Source organism: Falsiroseomonas selenitidurans (genome assembly GCF_012103215.1).
In the GTDB taxonomy this organism is placed as follows: domain Bacteria; phylum Pseudomonadota; class Alphaproteobacteria; order Acetobacterales; family Acetobacteraceae; genus Falsiroseomonas; species Falsiroseomonas selenitidurans.
In genome coordinates this window covers 227,122-246,760 of record NZ_JAAVNE010000001.1, presented here as the reverse complement: position 1 = coordinate 246,760, position 19,639 = coordinate 227,122, and the positions used below count along the sequence as shown (strand labels likewise).

Genomic DNA, 19,639 nt, shown 5'->3' with positions numbered 1-19,639 from the left:
GTCGGGCGAAAGGCTGCGCCTGGATCAGGCCGGGACTTGCAGGGCCGGCAGGCGTTCCGCGATCTGCACGGCGTTCAGCGCGGCGCCCTTGAGCAACTGGTCGCCGCAGAGGAACAGGTCGAGCCCGTGGTCGCCGAAGACCGGGTTGGCGCGGATGCGCCCGGCCTCGACATCGTCCTGGCCGGTCGCGGTCAGCGGCATGGGGTAGAGGTTCCGTGCCGGCTCATCCACCACCCGGACGCCCGCCGCCGCCCGCAGCACGGCGCGGGCGGCTTCCGCCGTCACCGGGCGCAGCGTCTCGATCGTCACGCTTTCCGCATGCACGCGCATGGTCGGGATGCGCACCGCGGTGCAGGAGATGGGGAGATCGGGCAGGCCCATGATCTTCCGGGTCTCCCATGTCACCTTCATCTCCTCCCGCGTGTAGGCGTTGGGCTGGAAGGTATCGATGTGCGGGATGACGTTGAAGGCCAGCGGATGGGCGAAGACCTCGTTGCGGGCGGGCTCGCCTTCCACCAGCACGCGCCGCGTCTCCCGCTCCAGCTCCGTCATGCCCTCGGCGCCGGCGCCCGACGCCGCCTGGTAGGTGGAGACGATGACGCGCTTCAGGCCGAAGGCGGCGTGCAGCGGCGCCAGCGCCACCACCAGGATGGCCGTGGTGCAGTTCGGGTTGGCGATCAGCTTCGCCTCGCCCAGCGCGGCGGCATTCACCTCCGGCACCACCAGCGGCACGGCGTCTTCCAGCCGGAAGGCGGAGGAATTGTCCACCACGGTGACGCCGGCGGCGACCAGGCCCGGCGCATGCGCCTTGGCGAAGTCGCCGGAGACGGCGAGCAAGGCGAGGTCCAGGTCGCGGGCGCGGTCCTGGCTGAATTCCTCGATCACCACCGGGCCGAAGGGCGTTTCGACCCGCGTGCCGGCACTGCGGCCGGAGGCGAAGAGGCGGAGTTTCGTCACCGGGAAGCGACGCCGCCCGAGGACCTCCACCAGCTCCCGCCCCACCGCCCCGGTGGCGCCGATCACACCCACACGCATCGCACGCTGCTCCTGTCCAGGAAATCCAGGCGGGTGGCTTAGCGCAAGGCGGGCGGGCCGCCAATCACGGGATGAGGGCGACCTGCTGCGTGTCCAGGTCATAATAGGCGCCGACCACCTTCAGCCGCCCGGCCGAGGCGGCGCCGGCCAGCACCGGGCTCTCGGTCAGCAGCCGGGCGACGTTCAGCGCCACATTGGTGCGCACCGTGCCCTCCACCGCATCGCCGCCGCCGCGCAGGGCGGCGAGGGCGGCGGGCAGCATGGGCAACAGCATGTCGCGCAGATGCGCCGGCAGCGCCAGGTTCTGCTGCGCCATGGCGACCGCGGCCCCGGCGGCGCCGCAATGCTCATGCCCCAGCACCATGATCAGCGGCACGCCGAGATTGGCCACGGCGTATTCGAGGCTGCCGATGGCCCCGACATCCGCCAGATTGCCGGCGTTGCGGGCGACGAAGAGGTCGCCGAGACCGGCCTGGAACAACGTCTCCGGCGCGGCGCGGCTGTCGGCGCAGCCGAGCACGGCGGCGAAGGGCGCCTGGCCGGTGGCGAGGACGGCGCGGCGTTCCAGATTGCCCGGGCCGGTCGGCGGGGCGGCGGCCAGGAAGCGGCGATTGCCCTCCATCAGCCGGGCCAGCGCCTGGTCCGGGTTCAGCGTGGTCGGCGGCAGGCCGCTGGCCGCGCGCGCGCCTGGGGGCAGGGCGGCGGTGAGGCCGATGCAGGCCAGGCCGGCAAGCAGCGCGCGGCGGCCGGCGGGCCGGGTAGGCGGGCAGCAGGCGCAGACGGGCATGGGTGTTCCCCGGTTCGTGATCGGTCCGGTATGCCGGGCATTGGTTAGCGAAACAATAACCATCGCCGCGGCAGGCTGGCGCCGCAGAAGGGTGCCGGCGCAAGCTGCGGCCTCGCCTGGATCGCGTGGCCCACCTATAAGGCCCGACCGCGACCTGCATGAGGTGCCGATCCGCCATGTCCGCCGATTTCGCCGCCGCCAAGGCCTGGCCCTTCGAGGAAGCGCGCAAGGTCGAGGCGCGGGTGAAAGCCGCGGGCAAGACCCAGGCGCTGTTCGAGACCGGCTACGGCCCCTCCGGCCTGCCGCATATCGGCACCTTCGGGGAGGTGGCGCGCACCACCTGGGTGCGCCGCGCCTTCGAGAAGCTGACCGGGCTGGACACCCGCCTGGTGGCCTTCAGCGACGACATGGACGGGCTGCGCAAGGTGCCGGACAATGTGCCGAACAGGGCGATGCTGGCGCAGCATCTGGGCCGGCCGGTCACCGCCATCCCGGACCCCTTCGGCACGCATGAGAGCTTCGGGCACCACAACAACGCCCGGCTGCGCGCCTTCCTGGACCGTTTCGGCTTCGACTACGAATTCGCCTCATCCTCCGACTACTATCGTTCGGGGCGATTCGATGCGGCGCTGCTGCGCATGGCGGAACGGCATGAGGAGGTGCGGGCGGTGATCCTGCCGACGCTCGGCCCGGAACGCCGCGCCACCTATTCCCCCTTCCTGCCGATCCACCCGAAGACCGGCGTGGTGATGCAGGTGCCGATGGAAGAGGTGCGGCCGGCGGAGGACCTGCTGGTCTGGGTCGATCCCGAGACCGGGGAACGCCACGGCACCCGCATCACCGGCGGGCATTGCAAGGCGCAGTGGAAGGCCGACTGGGCGCTGCGCTGGTTTGCCCTCGGCGTGGATTACGAGATGTCCGGCAAGGACTTGATCGACAGCGTCAAGCTCTCGGGCGCCATCTGCAAGGTGCTGGGCGGGCAGCCGCCGATCGGCTTCACCTATGAGCTGTTCCTGGACGAGGATGGCGGCAAGATCAGCAAGTCCAAGGGCAACGGGCTGACCATCGACGAATGGCTGCACTATGCCCCGCCGGAATCGCTGGCGCAGTTCATGTACAACCAGCCGGGGCGGGCCAAGCGGCTGCATTTCGACGTGATTCCGCGCGCCGTCGATGAATACGGCCAGAACCTGGACCGGCTGCGCGCGGCGCCGGGGCCGGACAACCCGGCCTGGCACATCCTGGGCGGGCCGACGAATGATCCCGGCACGCCGGTTTCCTTCACCATGCTGATGAACCTGGCCAGCGTGATCAACGCCGATGCGCCGGAGATGCTGTGGGGTTTTCTCCGCCGCTATGCCCCGGAGGCCAGCGGCGAGACCCACCCGCTGTTGGCCCGCCTGGTGGAACACGCCGTGGCCTATTACCGGGACCGCGTGGCGCCGACCAAGCAGCACCGCGCCGCGACGGCGGCCGAGCGCCCGGCCTTCGAAGCCCTGGCCGCCGCGCTCCGCGCCGCGCAGCCGGAGCTGGAGGCGCTGCCGCCGGACGAGCAGGCCCGGGCGATCCAGGACCTGGTCTATGATGCCGGGCGGCGCGAGCCCTTCATCGAGATGACGAAGGACGGCCGGCCCGGCGTCTCCCGCGCCTGGTTCAACGCGCTGTATCAGGTGCTGCTGGGCCAGCCGGAAGGCCCACGCTTCGGCGGCTTCGTCGCGCTGTACGGCATCGCCGGCACCATCGGGCTGATCGAGACGGCGCTGGAGCGCCCGGAGCCCGGCGCCGCGGCGGCGTGAGCGCCGGCCGATGAAGCGGCTGCTGGGCCTGGTCCGACGGCATGGCATGCCGGTGTTCGGCCTGCTGCTGCTGGCGACTGCCATCTGGGTGGTGCAGAAGGAATTCCGCAGCCTCTCGGTGGCGGATATCCGCGAATCCCTGGCAGCGATTCCGCCGCTGACGCTGTGGATCGCGGTGGGCTGGACCCTGCTGGCCTACGCGGTGCTGACCATCTACGACCGGCTGGGCAGCGTCTATGCCGGCTACCCGGTCAGCTACACGCGGACCTCGCTGGCCTCCTTCTGCGCCTATACGCTGGCGCATAATCTGGGCTTCGCCGCGGTGTCCGGCGCCGCGGTGCGCTACCGCTTCTATGCCGCCTGGGGGCTGCCGCCGCTGGCCATCGCCAAGGTGGTGGCCTTCACCAGCCTGACCTTCGGCCTGGGCGGCTTCGCCCTTGGCGGGCTGGTGCTGGTGATCGAGCCGGAGGTGGTGCCGGGCCTCGGCCATCATGTGCCGCACTGGGTGATGAACGGGATCGGCCTGCTGATGTGGGCGGCGGTGATCGCCTATGTCACCATGTCCCGGCTGCGGTCGCATGTGACCCTCTTCGGCTACCGGATCGATTTGCCCGGCTTCCGCATGGCGCTGGCGCAGACGGCGCTGGCCAGCGTGGACGTGGCGGTGACGGCGATGATCTTCTACGCCCTGCTGCCGGAAGCCGAGGGCCTGACCTTCCTGCGCTTCCTGGGCATCTATGTCGCCGCCTATACCGCCGGGATCGCCGCCAGCCTGCCGGGCGGCATCGGCGTGTTCGACAGCGCCATCCTGATCGGGCTGCAGCCCTGGCTGACGCCGGCGCAGGTGGTGGGGGCGCTGCTGCTGTTCCGCCTGTACTACTACATCGTGCCGCTGTTCCTGGCGGGCATCCTGTTCGCCGGCTTCGAGGTGGCGCAGCGCCGGCAGGCGCTGGTGCGCTTCGCGGCCGAACAGCGGGTGGCGGATGCGCTGGAAGTGCCGGCGATCGCCGGCCTGGTGGGTCTCGGCGGGGCGCTGCTGATCTTCGTCGGCGCCTTGCCGGCGCGCGACACGGCGGTGGCCGCCTGGGCGGGGTATGAGGCGGCGGTGGCGTCCCATTTCGCGGCCTCGATCATCGGGTCGCTGCTGCTGGTGATGGGCTACGGGCTGCTGCGGCGGCTGACGCTGGCCTGGGCGATGGCGCTGGCGCTGCTGCTGACCGGGGCGCTGATCTGCTGGCTGCGGGCCGATGGCTGGTGGCTGTGGGGCGCCTTCCTGCTGGTGGCGGGGCTGCTGGCGGCCATGCGCCGGGCCTTCTACCGCACCGCGCGGCTGATGACGGAGCCGCTGGCCGGCACCACGCTGCTGCCGCTGGTCGTCGTCGGGCTTTGCGCGCTGATGCTGGCGCTGGTCTCCTATGGCGGGAAGGTGGCGGGGGACAGCTGGTGGGGCGTGGTTGCCTCCTCCCTGGCGCCGGACAGCCTGCGGTTTTCGGTCGGCCTGGCCGGGGTGCTGCTGCTGGTCGCCATGGCGCGGCTGCTGCGCCCGGCGCGGCTGCGGCCGGAGGAATGGGGGCCGGAGGTGCGGGCGCGGCTGAAGGCGCTGGGGGCGGAGGCGCCGGAACTGGCGGATGGCGCCATCTTCGGCGATGGCGGGCGGGCCGGCTTCGCCTTCGTGCGGCGCAACGGCATCTGGATGGCGCTGGGCGACCCGGCCGGAGAGGAGCGGGACCGCATCTCCGCCATCTGGCGCTTCCGCGACATCTGCGAGCGGGCCGGGGTGGATCCGGCCTTCTGGCGCGTCGGGCCGGAGCTGCTGCGGGTGTATGGCGATATCGGGCTGACCGCCTTTCCGATCGGCGCGCCGGCGCCGGGCGACGGGCTGCGCTTCCTGGCCTGCCGGGCGGAGAAGGATTTGGCGACGCTGGCACCCCTGCTGCCGGGGCGATGAGGGCGTGAGCCTCGGCGGCATCCGCAACCTCGACCACACCGTGCTGCTGTGCCGCCGGATGGCGGAGACGCGGGCCTTCTATCGGGACGTGATGGGCTTTGCCGTCGAGGAGGACCGCCCCGGCTGGGTCAGCTTCCGCATCGGCGCCGGACTGTTGTCGCTGCGCCCGCGGGGCGTCTGGAGCGTCTGCGACGACGGCGCGGCGGTGCCGGGCGCGGCCGCCGTGCAGCTTGCCTTCCGGGTGGCGCCGCCGCTGATCGAGACCTGCCATGCGGCGCTGGTGGCCAGGGGCGTGCCGATCCTGCGCGCACCGACGGACCTTCCGTCCTGGCGCCACCGCACGCTGTTCTTCCGCGACCCGGAGGACAACATCCTGGAGATCTACGCGGAATACTGACCCGGCCTGGGCGCGCGGCTACTGTTTGGCTACTGCGTGGCCCAGATGATGCGGTGCATCCAGGCGAGCTCGGCCAGGTCGAAGCTGTAGTTCGGGTGTTCCGGGTTCAGGCTGGCCAACTCCACCCTTCGGGCGGATTGGCGCAGCAATTCCTTGGCCATCACCTCGCCCTGGCGGGTGCGCACCACCACGCGGTCGCCGCGGCGGACCGGGGCGCCGGGCGAGACGATGACGACGTCGCCGTCGCGGAACACCGGCTCCATGCTGTCGCCGCTGATCTCCAGCGCATAGGCGTTCGGGTCCGGCACGTCCGGCACCGAGATCTCGTCCCAGCCGCCGCCGACCGGGTAGCCGCCATCGTCGAAGAACCCCTCGCCGCCGGCCTGGGCCAGGCCGATCAGCGGGATGCGCCGGGCGATGGCGTTGCGGCCGCGGGAGAGCGCGGGGGCGCCGGTGACGAGGGAGGCGAAGGCCTCGAACCCCGTGCCGGTGGCCGACAGCACCTTGGCGACGCTCTCGGTGGAGGGCCAGCGGGCGCGGCCATCCACGCCCGTGCGCTTGGACGGGTTGAAGGCGGTGGCGTCCAGCCCGGCCCGGCGGGCGAGGCCGGAGGCGGAGAGCCCGTGCTCGGCGGCGAGCGCGTCGATCGCCCGCCAGATGTCCTCGTGCCGCATGGCCAAGGGATTCCTCGTCTCGGGGCGCGCGGCGCGGGGAGGGTGGCGCGGCCTGGGTGGGACATCCTAGGTTTCGAGTCGCGATGCAATAGGAACGATATCCTTGAAACCGTGAGTGGAACAGCGTAAGAGGGTTTTGTTCCTGTTTTGTTCAGGAACCGAGTGGAAGGACCCCCCGCTGATGTCCCTTGCCCCCTGCCGCGCGCCCGTCCTGGCCAGCCTGGATCGCGCGCAACCCTTCGCCTGCGCCGAGGATGCCTGGCTCTGGACCATGGCCGCGCTGGTGGCGCGGCGCGATGGCGCGCGCCTCGGCGCCGGGCGCGGCCTCGTCGCCCGCCCCTGCGAGCCGGATGACGTGGTGAAGTGCCTCGACCGGCTGTACCGCCAGCGCCGGATCGACCTGGCGCATGCCCGCATCCTGCGCATCTGGGGCGAGCGGCAGGACCAGCCGAGCCCGCGCGTGCCGCAGGAAGCCGGCGACTGGCGGCTGTGGCGGGAGGCGATGGAGCGGCTGGACTTCCCGCTGCGCAGCAAGGGCATCGTCGCCGGGCCGCCGCGCGGCCTGTCGCTGGGCGAGGTGGTGGCGTTCCGGGGGCGCGCGGCATGACCGGCGCCATCGACTCGCTGTCCATCCGCCGGCTGTCGCAGCGGCGCGTGGCGGAGGAACAGGGCCAGGCGCTGTGGATCGCCTTCGGCGGCGTCGCCGACCAGCCTTGGCTGCACCTGCTGCGTCCCGGCTTCCGCCACTGCTTCGCGGCACTGTCGGACGAGGCCGGCTGGACGGTGGTGGAGCCGCTGTCGGGCCGGCTGCTGGTGGCGCGGCTGCCGGTGGAGGCGGGCTTCGACCTGCCGGATTTCTATCGCCGGGCCGGGCTGCGGGTACTCGGGCCGTTCCGGCCCGAGGGACCTGCCATGGGGCCCGCGCCGCGGCGCTGGCCGGTGTTGGTGCCGCTGACCTGCGTCGGGCTGTGCCGGGCGCTGCTGGGCACCGCCGCGCCGGCCGCCTGGACGCCGTGGCAGCTGTTTCAGGCGCTGGGCGGCCAGATCGAGGAAAATAATCAGTAAAAATAGGAATAAATATTGACGGCCTTGCCGCGGCCGTCTATCAAGCCCTTGCCACGGGGCGATCTGCGCCCGGCGGCAACCTCCTCTCCCGTTCCCCTGAAAACTCGACCCGTCCGGCCCCCGCCGGGCGGGTCTTTTTCGTGGCGGCGGCGGGTTCCCCCTTTCCAGGCGAAGGAAGCGCGCATGGGTGGCCTGTTCCAGGCGCCGAAGCCGGTCGTGTCCGTCCAGGACACCGCCGCCGCCACCGAAGCGGCCAACCAGGCGGTGGCCGAGCAAGAAGCGGCCAGCGCGGCCAGCGCGGAGGACGCCGCCCGCCAGGCACGGCAGCGGGCGCTGGAGCGCGCCCGCCGCGGCCTGGCCGGCACCATCGCCACCTCCGCCCGCGGCGTGCTGGACCCGGCGCCAGCCTTCGCCGCGCGCAAGACCCTGCTGGGCGAGTGAGGGCGATGATGACACCGGAACAGATCCTGGCCGGCCAGGCCCGCGCCAGCGCCCGCCGCCGCCCGCTGGAGGGCATCTGGCAGGATTGCTACGACCACGCCCTGCCGGCACCCCATGCCGCGCCGCTGTTCGACGCCACCGCGGCGGATGCGGCGGAACAGCTTGCCGCCTCGCTGCTGGCCGAGCTTGCGCCGCCCTGGTCGCGCTGGTTCGGCCTGGCGCCGGCGCGGCGCGTGGCCGATGGCGCCGATGCCCAGGCGGCGGCCAGGCTGCTGGAGGCGGCGGCGGAGACGCTGCAGGGCCATCTGGACCGGTCCAACTTCGCGCTGGAACTGCACCAGGCCTTCCTCGAGCTGGTGGTCACCGGCACCGCCGTGCTGCTGGCCGAGGAAGCGCCCCCGGGGGAGGCCAGCGCGCTGCGCTTCGCCGCCGTGCCGCTGCGCGAGGCGGTGCTGGAGGAAGGTGCCTCCGGCCGGCTGGACACGGTGTACCGCGTGCTGCGGCTGACGCCGGCCGAGATCCTGGCGCGCTGGCCCGCCGCGCCGCTGGCGCCGCCGCGGCCGGAGGAAACCTCGGCGCCGCTGCGGGTGGTGGAGGCGGTGTGGCCGGATGCCCGCGCCGGCCACCGCCACGCCGTGGTGCTGGACAGCGGGGAGGCCCCGCCGGCGCTGCTGGCGGAAGGGCGCTTCGCGGAGAACCCCTTCATCGCCTTCCGCTGGCTGAAGGTGCCCGGCGAGACCTATGGCCGCGGCCCGGTGGCCAAGGCGCTGCCGGACATCCGCACCGCCAACAAGGTGGTGGAGCTGATCCTGAAGAACGCCTCCATCGCCGCCACCGGCATCTGGCAGGCGGAGGATGACGGCGTGCTGAACCCGGCGACGGTGCGCCTGGTGCCGGGCGCGATCATCCCGAAGGCGCAGGGCTCCGCGGGGCTGACGCCGCTGGCCGCGCCGGGCAATTTCGATGTCTCGCAGATCGTGCTGCAGGATCTGCGGGCGCGCATCCGCGGCGCGCTGCTGGCCGACCGCATCGCCGCTTCCGACAAGGTGGGGATGACGGCCACCGAGGTGACGGCGCGCAGCGCCATCTCCGTCCGCCTGCTGGGCGCCATCTATGGCCGGCTTCAGGCGGAGCTGCTGGGGCCGCTGGTGGCGCGCTGCCTGGCCATCCTGCGCCGGCGCGGCGAAGTGCCCGCGCTGCTGGCGGGCGGCGAGGAGGCGCGGCTGGTCTACGCCTCGCCACTGGCGCGGGTGCAGGCGCGGGCGGACGCCGCCGACACGCTGCTGTTCCTGCAGGCCGCCGCCGGGCTGGGGGCGGAGGCCAAGGCGGTGCTGGACGCGCCGGCCGCCGCCCGCTGGCTGGCCCGCACGCTGGGCGCGCCGGCCGAGATCATCCGCCCGGCGGACACCACCAACCCGAACAAGGAGTGAGCTCCGGCATGTCCGAGAACCTGCTCGACGCCGCGACCGAAACCGCAGGCCCGGCGGCGGGAGCCGCCTTCGGCACCACGCGACCGCCCGAGGTCCCGGCGAAATTCTGGGACGAGGCGAAGGGCGCGCTGCGCGTCGACGCCCTGCTGAAATCCTACCTGGAGCTGGAGCGCCGCCTCTCGCAGCGCATCGGCCCGCCGGCGGATGACGCGCCGGAGGAGGAACGGCTGCGCTGGCGCCGGGCGCTGGGCATCCCCGACAGCCCCGATGGCTACCAGGTGACGCCGCCGAACGAGCTGCTGACGCCGGATGCGGCGGTGAACCAGCGGCTGCACGAGGCCGGCTTCAACCCCCGCCAGGTGCAGCTGGTGTATGACCTGGCGGCCGAGCGCCTGCTGCCGCTGATCGCCGAGGCGGCGGCGGAATTCGAGGCCGGGCGGCAGGTGGAGAAGCTGCGCGCGCATTTCGGCGGCGAGGAGCGCTTCCGCCGCATCGCGGCCCAGCTCTCCGCCTGGGGCCGGGCGCATCTGCCGGAGGCGGTGTTCGCCGCGCTGTCCTCCACCGCCGAGGGCGTGCTGGCGCTGCACCGGATGATGGAGGGGCGCGAGCCCACTCTCGCCCGCGAGGCCACGACCGAGAGCGCGCCGGATGAGGCCGAGCTGCGCCGGATGATGCGCGACCCGCGCTACTGGCGGGCGCGGGAGCCGGAATTCGTCAAGCGCGTGACGGAGGGCTTCCGGCGGCTGGTCGGCGGCTGAGCGCGCGCCCCCGCTGAACCGCGGGTCGGATGCTGCGGGCCTGTCCCCTCCGCCCCGCCTGCATGCCGCGCGGACCAACCCTGCCCGCAGGGCCCGCGCGCCCGCGCCACACCCCGGCCCGCAAGGGAGAACCGGGCGCGGCGCCTTCCCCGAACCCATTCCTGCAAAGGACCCACGATGTCCGTCTCCACCCAGATCGACGCCGTCTTCACGCGGCAGTTCCAGGCCGAGGTGCATGAGGCCTATCAGCGCCAGGGCAGCAAGCTGCGCCCCACCATCCGCTCCAAATCCGGCGTGACCGGCAGCTCCACCTTCTTCCCGAAGGTCGGCAAGGGCATCGCCGCGGCGAAGACGCGCCACGGCTCCGTGCCGGTGATGAACCTGGAGCATGCGCAGGTCGAATGCGTGCTGCAGGACTATTATGCCGGCGACTGGATCGACCGGCTGGACGAGCTGAAGACCAACATCGATGAGCGCACCGTGGTCGCCAATGCCGGCGCCTATGCGCTGGGCCGCAAGACCGACGAGCTGATCATCGCCGCGCTGGATTCCGCGACGCAGGAAGCCGTGGGCACGGCGGCCGGCACCACGGATGCCGACGGGCTGACCAAGGCGAAGGTGCTGCTGGCCTTCGAGATGATGGGCGCGGCGGAAGTGCCGGATGATGGCGGCCGCTATGCCGTGGTCGGCTGGAAGCAGTGGTCGCAGCTGCTGGAGATCGAGGAGTTCGCCTCCTCGGAATATGTCGGCGAGGAGGCGCTGCCGTGGAAGGGCAGCCAGGCGAAGCGCTGGCTGGGCGCGATGTGGGTGCCGCATTCCGGCCTGACGCTCTCGGGTGGGCTGCGCTACTGCTACTTCTACCACCGCACCGCCATCGGCCATGCGGCTGCCGCCGAGGTGGAGACCGACATCACCTGGCATGGCGACCGCGCCGCGCATTTCGTCGCCAACATGATGAGCCAGGGCGCCGTGCTGGTGGATGATTTCGGGGTCGTGCGGATGCGCGCGGCGGAATAGTCGCGGATGCGCGCGGCGGAATAGTCGCGGATGCGCGCGGCGGAATAGCGGACTCGAAAAGCCCTCTCCCCCTTTGAGGGGAGAGGGTTGGGTGAGGGGGGCCCGCTACCCCCCATTTTCTCCTGCCCCCCAACCAGATCGGACGCCCCCATGGCCCTGACTGCGCTCGCGCTGTGCTCACGCGCCCTGCTGCGCCTTGGCGCGCAGCCCGTCGCCTCGCTCGATGAAGGCACCGCGGAGGCGGAGGTGGCGGCGAACCTCTATGCCCCGGTGCGCGACACGCTGCTGTCGGCGCATCCCTGGTCCTTCGCCACCGGCCAGGCCAGCCTGCCGCGGCTGGCGGCGGTGCCGGTGGCCGATCTGTCGCACGCCTTCCAGCTGCCCACCGGCTTCCTGCGCGCGATCTCCGCCGGCACCGCCGGGCGCAGCCGCGGCCTGCCCTATCGGCTGCACGAGGACCGGCTGGAGGCGGACGCGCTGTCCGTCACGCTGACCTACATCTTCCGCCCGGAGGAAGGCAGCTTCCCGCCCTTCTTTGCCCAGGCCCTGGTGGCGCGGCTGGCGGCGGAGTTCTGCCTGCCGCTGACCGAAAGCGCGAGCCGCGCCGAGATGCTGTTCCGCCTGGCGGAGACGGAGCTGCGCCAGGCCAGGCTGATCGACAGCCAGCAGGACACGCCGCGCGGCATCGAGGATTTTCCGCTCGTTTCGATCCGCGGCTGAGGGGGCCACGCGCATGACGATCGCGACGCGCCGCGTCAAATCCTCCTTCACCGCCGGCGAATTGGCGCCGGAGCTGTTCGGCCGCGCCGATCTGCGCGCCTTCGAGAATGGCGCGCGGCGGCTGCGCAATGTCGTCATCCAGCCCACGGGCGGCGTCGCGCGGCGCCCGGGCCTGGTGCATGTGGCGGTGCTGCCCGGCCCGGCGCGGCTGATCCCCTTCGAGTTCAACACGGAGCAGACCTACCTGCTGGTGCTGACCGAGGGCCGGCTGCAGGTGTTCCTGGCGGAGGCGGAGGTGGCGAGCCTGCCGGCGCCCTGGTCCACCGCCATGTTGCCGCAGCTGGCCTTCACGCAGAGCGCCGACACGCTGCTGCTGTTCCATCCGGAGATGCCGCCGCAGCGGCTGACGCGCAGCAGCCATGTGGCCTGGACCATCACGCCCTTCGTCTTCACGCGCGAAGCCTTCCACGGCTTCACCCGCGACGTGGCGATGGCGGGATCCGCCACCACCGGCATCGTGGCGCTGACGTGTTCCGCCCCCGTCTTCCACCCTGGCCACATCACCACGCGCTTCCGGCTGAAGGGAAGGCGCGTGGTGATCCTGTCCGTCGAGGGGCCGCAGAATGCGACGGCGCAGGTGGAGGACCCGCTGGAGGACACGCTGGCGACGCAGGACTGGCAGGAGACGGCCTTCACCGGCGTGCGCGGCTGGCCGGTCTGCGCCTGTTTCCACCAGGACCGCCTGGTGCTGGGCGGATCGCGCGATGCGCCGAACCAGCTGTGGCTGTCGCGCACCGGCGATCTCGGCGATTTCGATACCGGCACCGGGCTGGATGACGAGGCGATCGCCTTCGCGCTGGTCTCCGACCAGGTGAACGCGATCCGCGGCGTGTTTTCCGGCCGGCACCTGCAGGTGTTCACCTCCGGCGCCGAATGGATGGTGACGGGCGACCCGCTGACGCCCTCCTCCATCCAGCTCAACCGGCAGACGCGCATCGGCACGGCGGTGGACCGCCAGGTGCCGCCGGTGGATGTGGATGGCGCGACGCTGTTTGTCGCGCGGTCCGGCCGCGGGGTGCATGAATTCGCCTACACCGACGTCGCCGCCGCCTACCAGGCGAACGACCTGGCGCTGGTGGCGCGGCACCTGGTGCAGGGGCCGGTCTCCATGGCCTATGACCAGACCGCGCGGCTGCTGCATGTGGTGATGGAGGATGGCAGCATCGCCACCCTCACGCTGTACCGCGCCGAGCAGGTCACTGCCTGGACGCGGCAGGAAACCGCGGGCGCCTTCCGCGCCGTTGCGGAAACCGAGGGCCGCGTCTACGCCGTGGTGGAACGCTTCGGCACGCAGCGGCTGGAACGCTTCGACGCGGCGGCGGGGCTGGATGCGGCGCTGCCCGGCAGCGCCGCGGCGCCGCAGGATGCATGGAGCGGGCTCGGGCATCTGGAAGGCCAGGCGGTGGGCGTGCTGGCCGATGGCGCGCCGCGCGCCGCGCTGGTGGTGGCGGAGGGACGCATCCTGCTGGACCCGCCCGCCACCACGGTGCTGGCGGGCCTGCCCTTCCGGCATGTGATCGAGCCGCTGCCGCAGGCGCTGGGCCATGCCAGCGGGTCCGCCGCCGCGCCGCTGCGCCTGGTCTCCGCCACCTTCCGCCTGCTGGCGACGCCGGCGCTGGAGGTGGATCTCGGCCGCGGCGTGCAGCCGGTGCCGTTCCGCCGCCTGGACACGCCGCTGCTGGATACGGCGCCCGCGCCCTTCACCGGCGATGTCGCGCTGCGCGCGCTGGGCTGGCGGCGCGACGCGATGGCGCCGCTGTGGCGCATCGAGGGCGAGACTCCGCTGCCGCTGACGCTGCTTTCCGTCACCACCGACATGAGGATCACGAGCTGATGGCCCAACTCGCCCCCATCGCGACCGCCATCGGCGCCGGCGCGTCCATCCTCGGCACCGTGCAGCAGGCGCAGCGGCAATCCGCCACGGCCAAGGCGCAGGCCGAGGCGGCGCGGCAGCAGGAGGCGGCGCGGATCGAGCAGGCGCGCCTGCAGCAGGCCGCCGATGCCCGGCAGCGGGAACAGCGCCTGGCCGGCACCCTGGCTTCCACCCGCGCGCGGCTCGCCGCTGGCGGCGTCTCCCCGGACCAGGGCTCCGCCGCGGCCCTGACCGCGGGGCTGGAGCGCGATGCCGCGGCGGCGCAGGCGGAGAGCGACCAGATCGTCGCCGCGCGCCTGTCCGCCGGCCGGCGCAGCCTGCTGAACGGCGACGGATCGCTGACCAGCTGGCTGCGGGCCGGCAGCAGCTTCGGCACTTCGCTGCGCAACCTGCTCGATTGACGCCCCGCATCCCACAGCATCGGAGCCCATGATGGCCGAGCATATCCGCATCGGCGACGTCGCGCCGCGCGTCCAGTATCTGGGCGACGGCAGCCGCGTTGCCTTCACCTACCCCTTCCCGATCTTCCAGGCGGAGGAGATGGAGGTGCGCCTGGACGGTGTGACGCTGGCCGGTGGCTTCAGCGTCTCCGGCGCCGGCGCCAGCGAGGGCGGCAGCGTCACCCTGGCCACCGCGCCCGCCACGGGCGCGACGGTGACGCTGCGCCGGCGCATCCGCGTGGAGCGCAACACCGATTTTCAGGACAACGGCATCCTGCGCGCCCGCACCCTGAATGACGAGCTGGACCGGATCATCGCCGCGCTGCAGGAACAGCGGGAGGAATTGTCCTCCGCCCTGCGGCAGGACCCGGCGGAGGTCGGTGGCAGCTTCGTGCTGCCGCTGCGCGGCGCGCGGGCGAACCGCATGCTGGGCTTCGACGGCAGCGGGGACCTGGTGGTGCTGCCGCGCGATTCCGGGCTGATCAGCGCGCCCTTCCCGGGCGCCGTGCCGCATACGGTGGAGGACAAGCTGGCCGAGCAGCTCAGCGCGCGCGACTTCGGCGCCACCGGCGATGGCGCGACGGATGACGGGCCCGCGCTGCAGGCGGCGATGAACGCGGCCGGCGCTTCCGGCAAGGCGCTGCTGATCGGCGAGGGCAGCTTCCGCACCACGCAGCCGCTGACGCTGCCGGGGGCGGCCGCGGGGCTGACCATGCGCGGCACCATCGTCTATGCCGGCAGCCCGGCGCAGCCGGCCCTGACCATCGGCGATGGCGGCGCGGCGCGCAATGCGTCGAAGCGCCACGCCGGGCTTTCCGTGGTGCGCGCCAGCGTCGGCGACTGGGCGGATGAGGCGGAGATCGGCATCCTGCTGCGCAACCACGACGCCTCGCTGATCGAGGTGCGGCGGGTGGAGGGCTTCACCATCGGTATCCGCACGCTGGGCGATGGGCGCGGCTTCGAGGATTGCACGATGGTGCTCGGCCGCATCGTCAACAACCGCATCGGCCTCGATGTGCACACCGCAACGGCGGAAGCCTGGAACACCTCCATCCGCTACCATGGCGGACACTTCGCCGTCGGCTCCACGGTCAACACGGACAAGGACCGCTTCGGCATCCGCCTGTCCGCAGCGCCCGGCGCCTATGTCGCGCATAACCGCCATCTGTTCGACGGCCCGAATTTCGAGCTGAACGCGGAGGACCGGCCGATCGCCGGCATCCCTTTCCTGTGCGAGGTGAGCAGTCGCGCCATCATCGCCCGTGGCCTGCGCATGGAAGGGTGCAGCCCCTTCGTGGCACGCCACACGGGCGGCGCGCAGGACCATGTCTATGAGGTGGCCTGGGCCAGCCAGGGCTATGCGGTGGAAATCGAGCATGTGCCCGGCGCCACCCGCATGGGCGGGCTGGTGCGCACGCTGCACCAGGCGGCGCCGCACCGGGAAGCGACGCGCGAACTGGCGAGCGTGCCGAGCCTGCGCGCCGCCGCCATCCGCTGGAACGCGACCGAGACGGGGTTCGAGACGCTGGCCTGCCTGTCCTCCAACGTGTCGGGCAGCCCGGCCACGCTGCAGGACTACGTCTTCCCGGCGCTCGACCAGTTCACCCTGACCAATCGCGGCGTGATGCTGACCGGCGGCCGCGCGCTGGGCTTCGTGGTGGATGCGCGGGGCTGCCGGGACTTCGCGCTCAGCGTCGATGCCGACGCGCCGCGGCTGATCGTGATGGCCTTCGATGGCGAGAACAACCTGCTGACCGACAGCCTCGGCCAGCTGGTCCTCGCCTCCGGCCAGTCCATGGTGTGGAACGCGACCGCGCGCTGGTGGCAGGGGGCGGCGGACATGACGGATGCAGGCCTGTCGCGGCTGCAGGCGGTGCATCTCTCGCCCGCCATCGCCACGGCGGTGATCGGCGTGGCGCGGATCTCCGCGGACTACGAACTGCGCGCCCTGCGGCTGAACTGCGACCCCCGGCACGCGCCGGCGGTGATGTACGGGCTGCCGGACCTGCCGATCGGCGTGCGCAGCTTCCAGGCGGAACAGGCCTGGGACCCGGCCTCCATCGCCGCCGGGGCCAGCGTGCAGGCGAATGTCCCGGTGCCCGGCGCCAGGCCGGGGGATTTCGCGCAGGCCGCCTATTCGCTGGCCACCTCTGGCGTCGTGTTCCTCGCACAGATCGGTGCGCAGGATCTGGTCACCGTCACCGCCTGGAACCGCAGCGGCGCGGCGGTGGACCTCAACCCCGGCACGGTGCGCGTGCGCGTGGTGAAGGCATGAAGCGACCGCGCCGGGAGAAGGCGCCCCCGGCCTCCCCCCTGCCGCGGGAGACGCTGGCGGCGGCGATGCAGCGCGTGGCCGGCGATTATGCGGAATTCGTCGCCTCCTGGCCGCGGGGCGAGGTGCCGCCGGATCCGAAGGCCTTTGCCGCGCACCAGGCGGCGGCGCGCGCGGCGCTCGCGCATATGGCGGAGCTTGCCGCCATGACCGGCCACTTCGCCGGCCAGCCGGAGGAGGCGGCGCCGGACGACGCGCAGCTTCTGGCCATGGCGCGCGCCCAGATGGCGCGGGAGGAGGAGGCATGACGGCGGCGCCGGCCGAGTTGCTGGAGTTCGCCTGGATCTGGAATCGCCTCTCCGGCATGGGCACGCCGGCCGTGCATCGGCGGATGCTGCGCTGGCTGGCGGATCGTGGCGCGGCGGGCGATTTGCGGCTGCTGCTGATGGCCTTCCGTGGTTGCGGCAAATCCACGCTGGTGGGGCTTTACTGCGCCTGGCAGCTGTATCGCGCGCCGGAGACGCGCATCCTGGTGGTGGCCGCCGATCATGCGCTGGCCACCCGCATGGTGGCGACCGTGCGGCGCATCCTCGGCCGGCACCCGCTGTGCGGGGCGCTGCTGCCGGACCATGGCGAAGGGTCCTGGGCGTCCGACCGCTTCACCGTGGCGCGCCAGGCGGTGCTGCGCGATGCCTCCATGCTGGCGGCCGGCATCGGCGGCAACATCACCGGCGCCCGTGCCGACCTCATCATCTGCGACGATGTGGAGGTGGCGGGCAATTGCGGCTCGCCGCTTCAGCGGGCCGAACTGCGGGAGCGGCTGACGGAGACCGAGTTCGTGCTGGTGCCCGGCGGGCGCATGATCTTCGTCGGCACGCCGCATTGCGCGGACAGCCTCTATGCCGAGAGGCCGCAGGCCTTCCTGGCCGGCTATCGGCGCCTGGTGCTGCCGCTGCTGGATGCCGCGGGCCGCAGCGCCTGGCCCGAGCGGTTCACGGAGGCCTCCGTCGCCGCGCTGCGCAGCCGCGTCGGGCCGCTGGCCTTCCGCCGGCAGATGCTGCTGGAACCGGTGGCGGAGGAGGCGGCGCGGCTCGATCCCGCGCTGATCACCCGCTATGCGGAGGACACCGACTACCGGGAGGCGAATGGCCGCGGCCTGCTGACGCTGATGGGCCGCCCCATGGTCTCGGGTGGCGGCTGGTGGGACCCGGCCTATGGGCGGCCCGGCATCGGCGATGCCAGCGTGCTGGCGGCGACCTATGCCGATGCCGAAGGCCGGCACTACCTGCACCGCCTGGCCTATCTGCTGCACGACCCGGAGGCGACGGAGGATCCGGCGACGCAGCAATGCCGCGCGGTGGCGGCCATCGCGCATGAATTGCTGCTGCCGGTGCTGCGGGTGGAGACCAATGGCATCGGCCGCTTCCTGCCCGGGCTGCTGCGGCGGGAGATGCAGCGGCTTGGCTCGCCCTGCGCGGTGGTGGAAGCCACCAGCCGCCGCGCCAAGGCCGAGCGCATCCTGGCGGCGCTGGACCCGGTGCTGGCCGGGCGCAGGCTGCTGGCGCATGAGGGCGTCTTCCGCACCCGCTTCGCGCAGGAAATGGCGGAATGGCGCCCCGATGCGCCGGGCCAGCACGATGACGCGCTGGATGCGGTGGCCGGCTGCCTGCTGGCCGAGCCGGTGCGCCTGCCCGGCGCGCCGCCCGCCCGGCGCACCACGCTGCCCTGGCGCGGCGGCTGAGGGGGGCTGGCCCCGCCTGGTCGGCCGTCAGGCCCGCTCGCGCTTGGGCGCGATTTCCGTCGCGTGCCGGTCCCAGCCCTCCGCCGTGGCCTCGAAGCGCCCATCCGGGCGCTGCCGCGCCAGCCCCATGCCCTGCAGCCGGCGCAGGCAGGGCCCGTCCTTCAGCCCGTCGGGGCGCCCGGCCTGGCCCACCAGCGTCAGCCGGTGCAGCGCCGAACGGCAGCAGGTCTCGAGATAGGGCTGATTCCACATCGTCCGGCGGCGTCGCTCCTCGGCGCCACGGCAGCTTCCTCCGCGGCGTCCCCAGGGTGGCCCCGCCGCCTTGCCCCTTCAAGGAGTCCCCACGCGATGATCCCCGAGATCCCGCCACAGTTGATGGCCGCCCTGGCGGATGCGCCGCTCGCCGCGCTCATGCTGTGGATGATGCACATGCTGCGGCGCGAGTTGCAGGCGCGGCCGGAGGCCCGGCCCGAGGCCCCGCCCGCCGCGCCTGCACCCGCGCCGACGCGCCCGGCGCGCGACGAGCTGGTGGATTTCAAGCTGGAGGTGGCACGCACCTATGTGCCGCTGTCGCTGATCCGCGACCTCGATTCCCGGCTCTCCCTGCAATTGCTGCGGATCGAGGAGAAGCTGGACGAGGTCAGCCGCGCCGCCACCACCGCCAGTGCCATTGCCGGCCATCCGGTGGCCAACCGCACCATGGGCTTCTCCCCCCGTGCCGATGCCGAGGCCGGGCGATGAGCGCCGCCCAGGACCGTCCCCTGGCCCGACCCCTGGCCGCCAGCGTGCTGGAGCTGACGCTGTGGGGTGAGGCCGCCGGGCGGCCGGTGCGGGCGACCGAGGGCATCGCCGCGGTGGTGATGAACCGGGTGCGCCTGGCCGCCGCGCCAGGCGGGCCGCAGCATCTGGGGCAGGGCGTGGCGGCGGTGTGCCGCGCGCCCTTCCAGTTCCCCTGCTGGCTGCCGGCCCGCCGCGCGGCCCTGCGCGAGGCGATGCGGGCCGATGACCCGGCGCTGGCCATCTGCCGCCGCATCGCCGCCCGCGCCCTGGCCGGCGCGCTGCCGGATCCGACCCGGGGCGCCACCCACTATCACCCGGCGGAGATCCTGCCGCGCTGGGCCTTGGGCCGGGTGCCGACGGTGGAACTCGGCGGGGTTGTGTTCTACCGGCTGCTCGGCTGATCTG

Annotated in this window: 21 protein-coding genes; 17 read left to right on the top strand and 4 right to left on the bottom strand. The window is 72.7% G+C overall.

Annotated elements, in window-relative coordinates:
- Positions 1-24: 24 nt before the first annotated feature.
- Together HEQ75_RS01090 and HEQ75_RS01085 are read right to left on the bottom strand one after the other, a co-directional pair.
- The gene (locus tag HEQ75_RS01090; RefSeq protein WP_168027058.1) at positions 25-1,035 is read right to left on the bottom strand and encodes an aspartate-semialdehyde dehydrogenase; all 1,011 of its coding nucleotides are present in this window, start codon (positions 1,033-1,035) and stop codon (positions 25-27) included.
- Positions 1,036-1,099: 64 nt separating this feature from the next.
- Positions 1,100-1,822 carry a carbonic anhydrase gene (locus tag HEQ75_RS01085; protein WP_168027057.1) on the bottom strand — a complete coding sequence of 241 codons (723 nt, stop codon included), beginning with the start codon at positions 1,820-1,822 and terminating at the stop codon, positions 1,100-1,102.
- Positions 1,823-1,998: 176 nt separating this feature from the next.
- Here HEQ75_RS01085 and HEQ75_RS01080 point away from each other — a divergent pair, with 176 nt between their 5' ends.
- Genes HEQ75_RS01080 through HEQ75_RS01070 form a run of 3 tightly spaced genes read left to right on the top strand, consistent with a single transcriptional unit; the run spans position 1,999 to position 5,963 of the window.
- On the top strand, positions 1,999-3,618 hold the full coding sequence (locus tag HEQ75_RS01080; protein ID WP_168027056.1) for a lysine--tRNA ligase: 1,620 nt from the start codon (positions 1,999-2,001) through the stop codon (positions 3,616-3,618).
- A 10-nt stretch (positions 3,619-3,628) separates the two neighbouring features.
- Positions 3,629-5,566 carry a lysylphosphatidylglycerol synthase domain-containing protein gene (locus HEQ75_RS01075; protein WP_168027055.1) on the top strand — a complete coding sequence of 646 codons (1,938 nt, stop codon included), beginning with the start codon at positions 3,629-3,631 and terminating at the stop codon, positions 5,564-5,566.
- Between the two features lie 4 nt (positions 5,567-5,570).
- Complete coding sequence (locus HEQ75_RS01070; protein WP_209318280.1) at positions 5,571-5,963, top strand: VOC family protein; 393 nt, start codon at positions 5,571-5,573, stop codon at positions 5,961-5,963.
- 29 nt (positions 5,964-5,992) lie between these two features.
- On the opposite strand, the gene HEQ75_RS01065 is transcribed toward HEQ75_RS01070, so the two are convergent.
- Positions 5,993-6,637, bottom strand: coding sequence for a S24 family peptidase (locus tag HEQ75_RS01065; protein WP_168027054.1), 645 nt, complete (start codon positions 6,635-6,637; stop codon positions 5,993-5,995).
- A gap of 181 nt (positions 6,638-6,818) precedes the next feature.
- Here HEQ75_RS01065 and HEQ75_RS01060 point away from each other — a divergent pair, with 181 nt between their 5' ends.
- The 12 genes from HEQ75_RS01060 to terL all read left to right on the top strand — a co-directional run bounded on the left by HEQ75_RS01060 (position 6,819) and on the right by terL (position 18,454).
- Positions 6,819-7,244 carry a hypothetical protein gene (locus tag HEQ75_RS01060; RefSeq protein WP_168027053.1) on the top strand — a complete coding sequence of 142 codons (426 nt, stop codon included), beginning with the start codon at positions 6,819-6,821 and terminating at the stop codon, positions 7,242-7,244.
- Positions 7,241-7,702 (top strand): hypothetical protein, encoded by a 462-nt coding sequence (locus HEQ75_RS01055; RefSeq protein WP_168027052.1) that lies wholly within the window; start codon positions 7,241-7,243, stop codon positions 7,700-7,702. The genes HEQ75_RS01060 and HEQ75_RS01055 overlap by 4 nt, the downstream gene beginning before the upstream one ends.
- 183 nt (positions 7,703-7,885) lie before the next feature.
- Positions 7,886-8,143: a hypothetical protein gene (locus HEQ75_RS01050; protein ID WP_168027051.1), complete on the top strand. Its 258-nt coding sequence runs from the start codon at positions 7,886-7,888 to the stop codon at positions 8,141-8,143.
- 8 nt (positions 8,144-8,151) lie between these two features.
- The gene (locus HEQ75_RS01045; RefSeq protein WP_168027050.1) at positions 8,152-9,573 is read left to right on the top strand and encodes a portal protein; all 1,422 of its coding nucleotides are present in this window, start codon (positions 8,152-8,154) and stop codon (positions 9,571-9,573) included.
- Between the two features lie 8 nt (positions 9,574-9,581).
- Positions 9,582-10,331: a capsid assembly protein gene (locus tag HEQ75_RS01040; RefSeq protein ID WP_168027049.1), complete on the top strand. Its 750-nt coding sequence runs from the start codon at positions 9,582-9,584 to the stop codon at positions 10,329-10,331.
- Positions 10,332-10,508: 177 nt separating this feature from the next.
- A complete protein-coding gene (locus HEQ75_RS01035; protein WP_168027048.1) occupies positions 10,509-11,348 on the top strand; it encodes a phage capsid protein in 840 nt (279 codons plus the stop codon).
- Between the two features lie 150 nt (positions 11,349-11,498).
- The gene (locus HEQ75_RS01030; RefSeq protein WP_168027047.1) at positions 11,499-12,068 is read left to right on the top strand and encodes a hypothetical protein; all 570 of its coding nucleotides are present in this window, start codon (positions 11,499-11,501) and stop codon (positions 12,066-12,068) included.
- A 13-nt stretch (positions 12,069-12,081) separates the two neighbouring features.
- Positions 12,082-13,962, top strand: a complete 1,881-nt coding sequence (locus HEQ75_RS01025) for a hypothetical protein (RefSeq protein WP_168027046.1) — start codon at positions 12,082-12,084, stop codon at positions 13,960-13,962.
- Positions 13,962-14,402, top strand: a complete 441-nt coding sequence (locus HEQ75_RS01020; RefSeq protein WP_168027045.1) for a hypothetical protein — start codon at positions 13,962-13,964, stop codon at positions 14,400-14,402. The genes HEQ75_RS01025 and HEQ75_RS01020 overlap by 1 nt, the downstream gene beginning before the upstream one ends.
- 31 nt (positions 14,403-14,433) lie before the next feature.
- A complete protein-coding gene (locus tag HEQ75_RS01015; protein WP_168027044.1) occupies positions 14,434-16,716 on the top strand; it encodes a phage tail fiber domain-containing protein in 2,283 nt (760 codons plus the stop codon).
- Positions 16,713-17,021, top strand: coding sequence for a hypothetical protein (locus tag HEQ75_RS01010; protein ID WP_168027043.1), 309 nt, complete (start codon positions 16,713-16,715; stop codon positions 17,019-17,021). Before HEQ75_RS01015 ends, HEQ75_RS01010 begins: the two co-directional genes overlap by 4 nt.
- Positions 17,018-18,454, top strand: a complete 1,437-nt coding sequence (gene terL, locus HEQ75_RS01005) for a phage terminase large subunit (RefSeq protein WP_168027042.1) — start codon at positions 17,018-17,020, stop codon at positions 18,452-18,454. Before HEQ75_RS01010 ends, terL begins: the two co-directional genes overlap by 4 nt.
- A gap of 27 nt (positions 18,455-18,481) precedes the next feature.
- Here the strand turns inward: terL and HEQ75_RS01000 are convergent, their stop codons facing one another.
- Positions 18,482-18,706 carry a hypothetical protein gene (locus HEQ75_RS01000; protein WP_168027041.1) on the bottom strand — a complete coding sequence of 75 codons (225 nt, stop codon included), beginning with the start codon at positions 18,704-18,706 and terminating at the stop codon, positions 18,482-18,484.
- A 96-nt stretch (positions 18,707-18,802) separates the two neighbouring features.
- Between HEQ75_RS01000 and HEQ75_RS00995 the strand changes: the two genes are divergently transcribed.
- Together HEQ75_RS00995 and HEQ75_RS00990 are read left to right on the top strand one after the other, a co-directional pair.
- Positions 18,803-19,195, top strand: a complete 393-nt coding sequence (locus HEQ75_RS00995) for a hypothetical protein (RefSeq protein WP_168027040.1) — start codon at positions 18,803-18,805, stop codon at positions 19,193-19,195.
- Positions 19,192-19,635, top strand: a complete 444-nt coding sequence (locus HEQ75_RS00990; protein WP_168027039.1) for a cell wall hydrolase — start codon at positions 19,192-19,194, stop codon at positions 19,633-19,635. Before HEQ75_RS00995 ends, HEQ75_RS00990 begins: the two co-directional genes overlap by 4 nt.
- Positions 19,636-19,639 lie beyond the last annotated feature (4 nt).

Coding starts and splice junctions, on each gene's coding strand:
- HEQ75_RS01090 (WP_168027058.1), bottom strand. CDS start 1,035: ATGCGTGTGGGTGTGATCGGCGCCACCGGGGCGGTGGGGCGGGAGCTG.
- HEQ75_RS01085 (WP_168027057.1), bottom strand. CDS start 1,822: ATGCCCGTCTGCGCCTGCTGCCCGCCTACCCGGCCCGCCGGCCGCCGC.
- HEQ75_RS01080 (WP_168027056.1), top strand. CDS start 1,999: ATGTCCGCCGATTTCGCCGCCGCCAAGGCCTGGCCCTTCGAGGAAGCG.
- HEQ75_RS01075 (WP_168027055.1), top strand. CDS start 3,629: ATGAAGCGGCTGCTGGGCCTGGTCCGACGGCATGGCATGCCGGTGTTC.
- HEQ75_RS01065 (WP_168027054.1), bottom strand. CDS start 6,637: ATGCGGCACGAGGACATCTGGCGGGCGATCGACGCGCTCGCCGCCGAG.
- HEQ75_RS01060 (WP_168027053.1), top strand. CDS start 6,819: ATGTCCCTTGCCCCCTGCCGCGCGCCCGTCCTGGCCAGCCTGGATCGC.
- HEQ75_RS01055 (WP_168027052.1), top strand. CDS start 7,241: ATGACCGGCGCCATCGACTCGCTGTCCATCCGCCGGCTGTCGCAGCGG.
- HEQ75_RS01050 (WP_168027051.1), top strand. CDS start 7,886: ATGGGTGGCCTGTTCCAGGCGCCGAAGCCGGTCGTGTCCGTCCAGGAC.
- HEQ75_RS01045 (WP_168027050.1), top strand. CDS start 8,152: ATGACACCGGAACAGATCCTGGCCGGCCAGGCCCGCGCCAGCGCCCGC.
- HEQ75_RS01040 (WP_168027049.1), top strand. CDS start 9,582: ATGTCCGAGAACCTGCTCGACGCCGCGACCGAAACCGCAGGCCCGGCG.
- HEQ75_RS01035 (WP_168027048.1), top strand. CDS start 10,509: ATGTCCGTCTCCACCCAGATCGACGCCGTCTTCACGCGGCAGTTCCAG.
- HEQ75_RS01030 (WP_168027047.1), top strand. CDS start 11,499: ATGGCCCTGACTGCGCTCGCGCTGTGCTCACGCGCCCTGCTGCGCCTT.
- HEQ75_RS01025 (WP_168027046.1), top strand. CDS start 12,082: ATGACGATCGCGACGCGCCGCGTCAAATCCTCCTTCACCGCCGGCGAA.
- HEQ75_RS01020 (WP_168027045.1), top strand. CDS start 13,962: ATGGCCCAACTCGCCCCCATCGCGACCGCCATCGGCGCCGGCGCGTCC.
- HEQ75_RS01015 (WP_168027044.1), top strand. CDS start 14,434: ATGGCCGAGCATATCCGCATCGGCGACGTCGCGCCGCGCGTCCAGTAT.
- HEQ75_RS01010 (WP_168027043.1), top strand. CDS start 16,713: ATGAAGCGACCGCGCCGGGAGAAGGCGCCCCCGGCCTCCCCCCTGCCG.
- terL (WP_168027042.1), top strand. CDS start 17,018: ATGACGGCGGCGCCGGCCGAGTTGCTGGAGTTCGCCTGGATCTGGAAT.
- HEQ75_RS01000 (WP_168027041.1), bottom strand. CDS start 18,706: ATGTGGAATCAGCCCTATCTCGAGACCTGCTGCCGTTCGGCGCTGCAC.
- HEQ75_RS00995 (WP_168027040.1), top strand. CDS start 18,803: ATGATCCCCGAGATCCCGCCACAGTTGATGGCCGCCCTGGCGGATGCG.
- HEQ75_RS00990 (WP_168027039.1), top strand. CDS start 19,192: ATGAGCGCCGCCCAGGACCGTCCCCTGGCCCGACCCCTGGCCGCCAGC.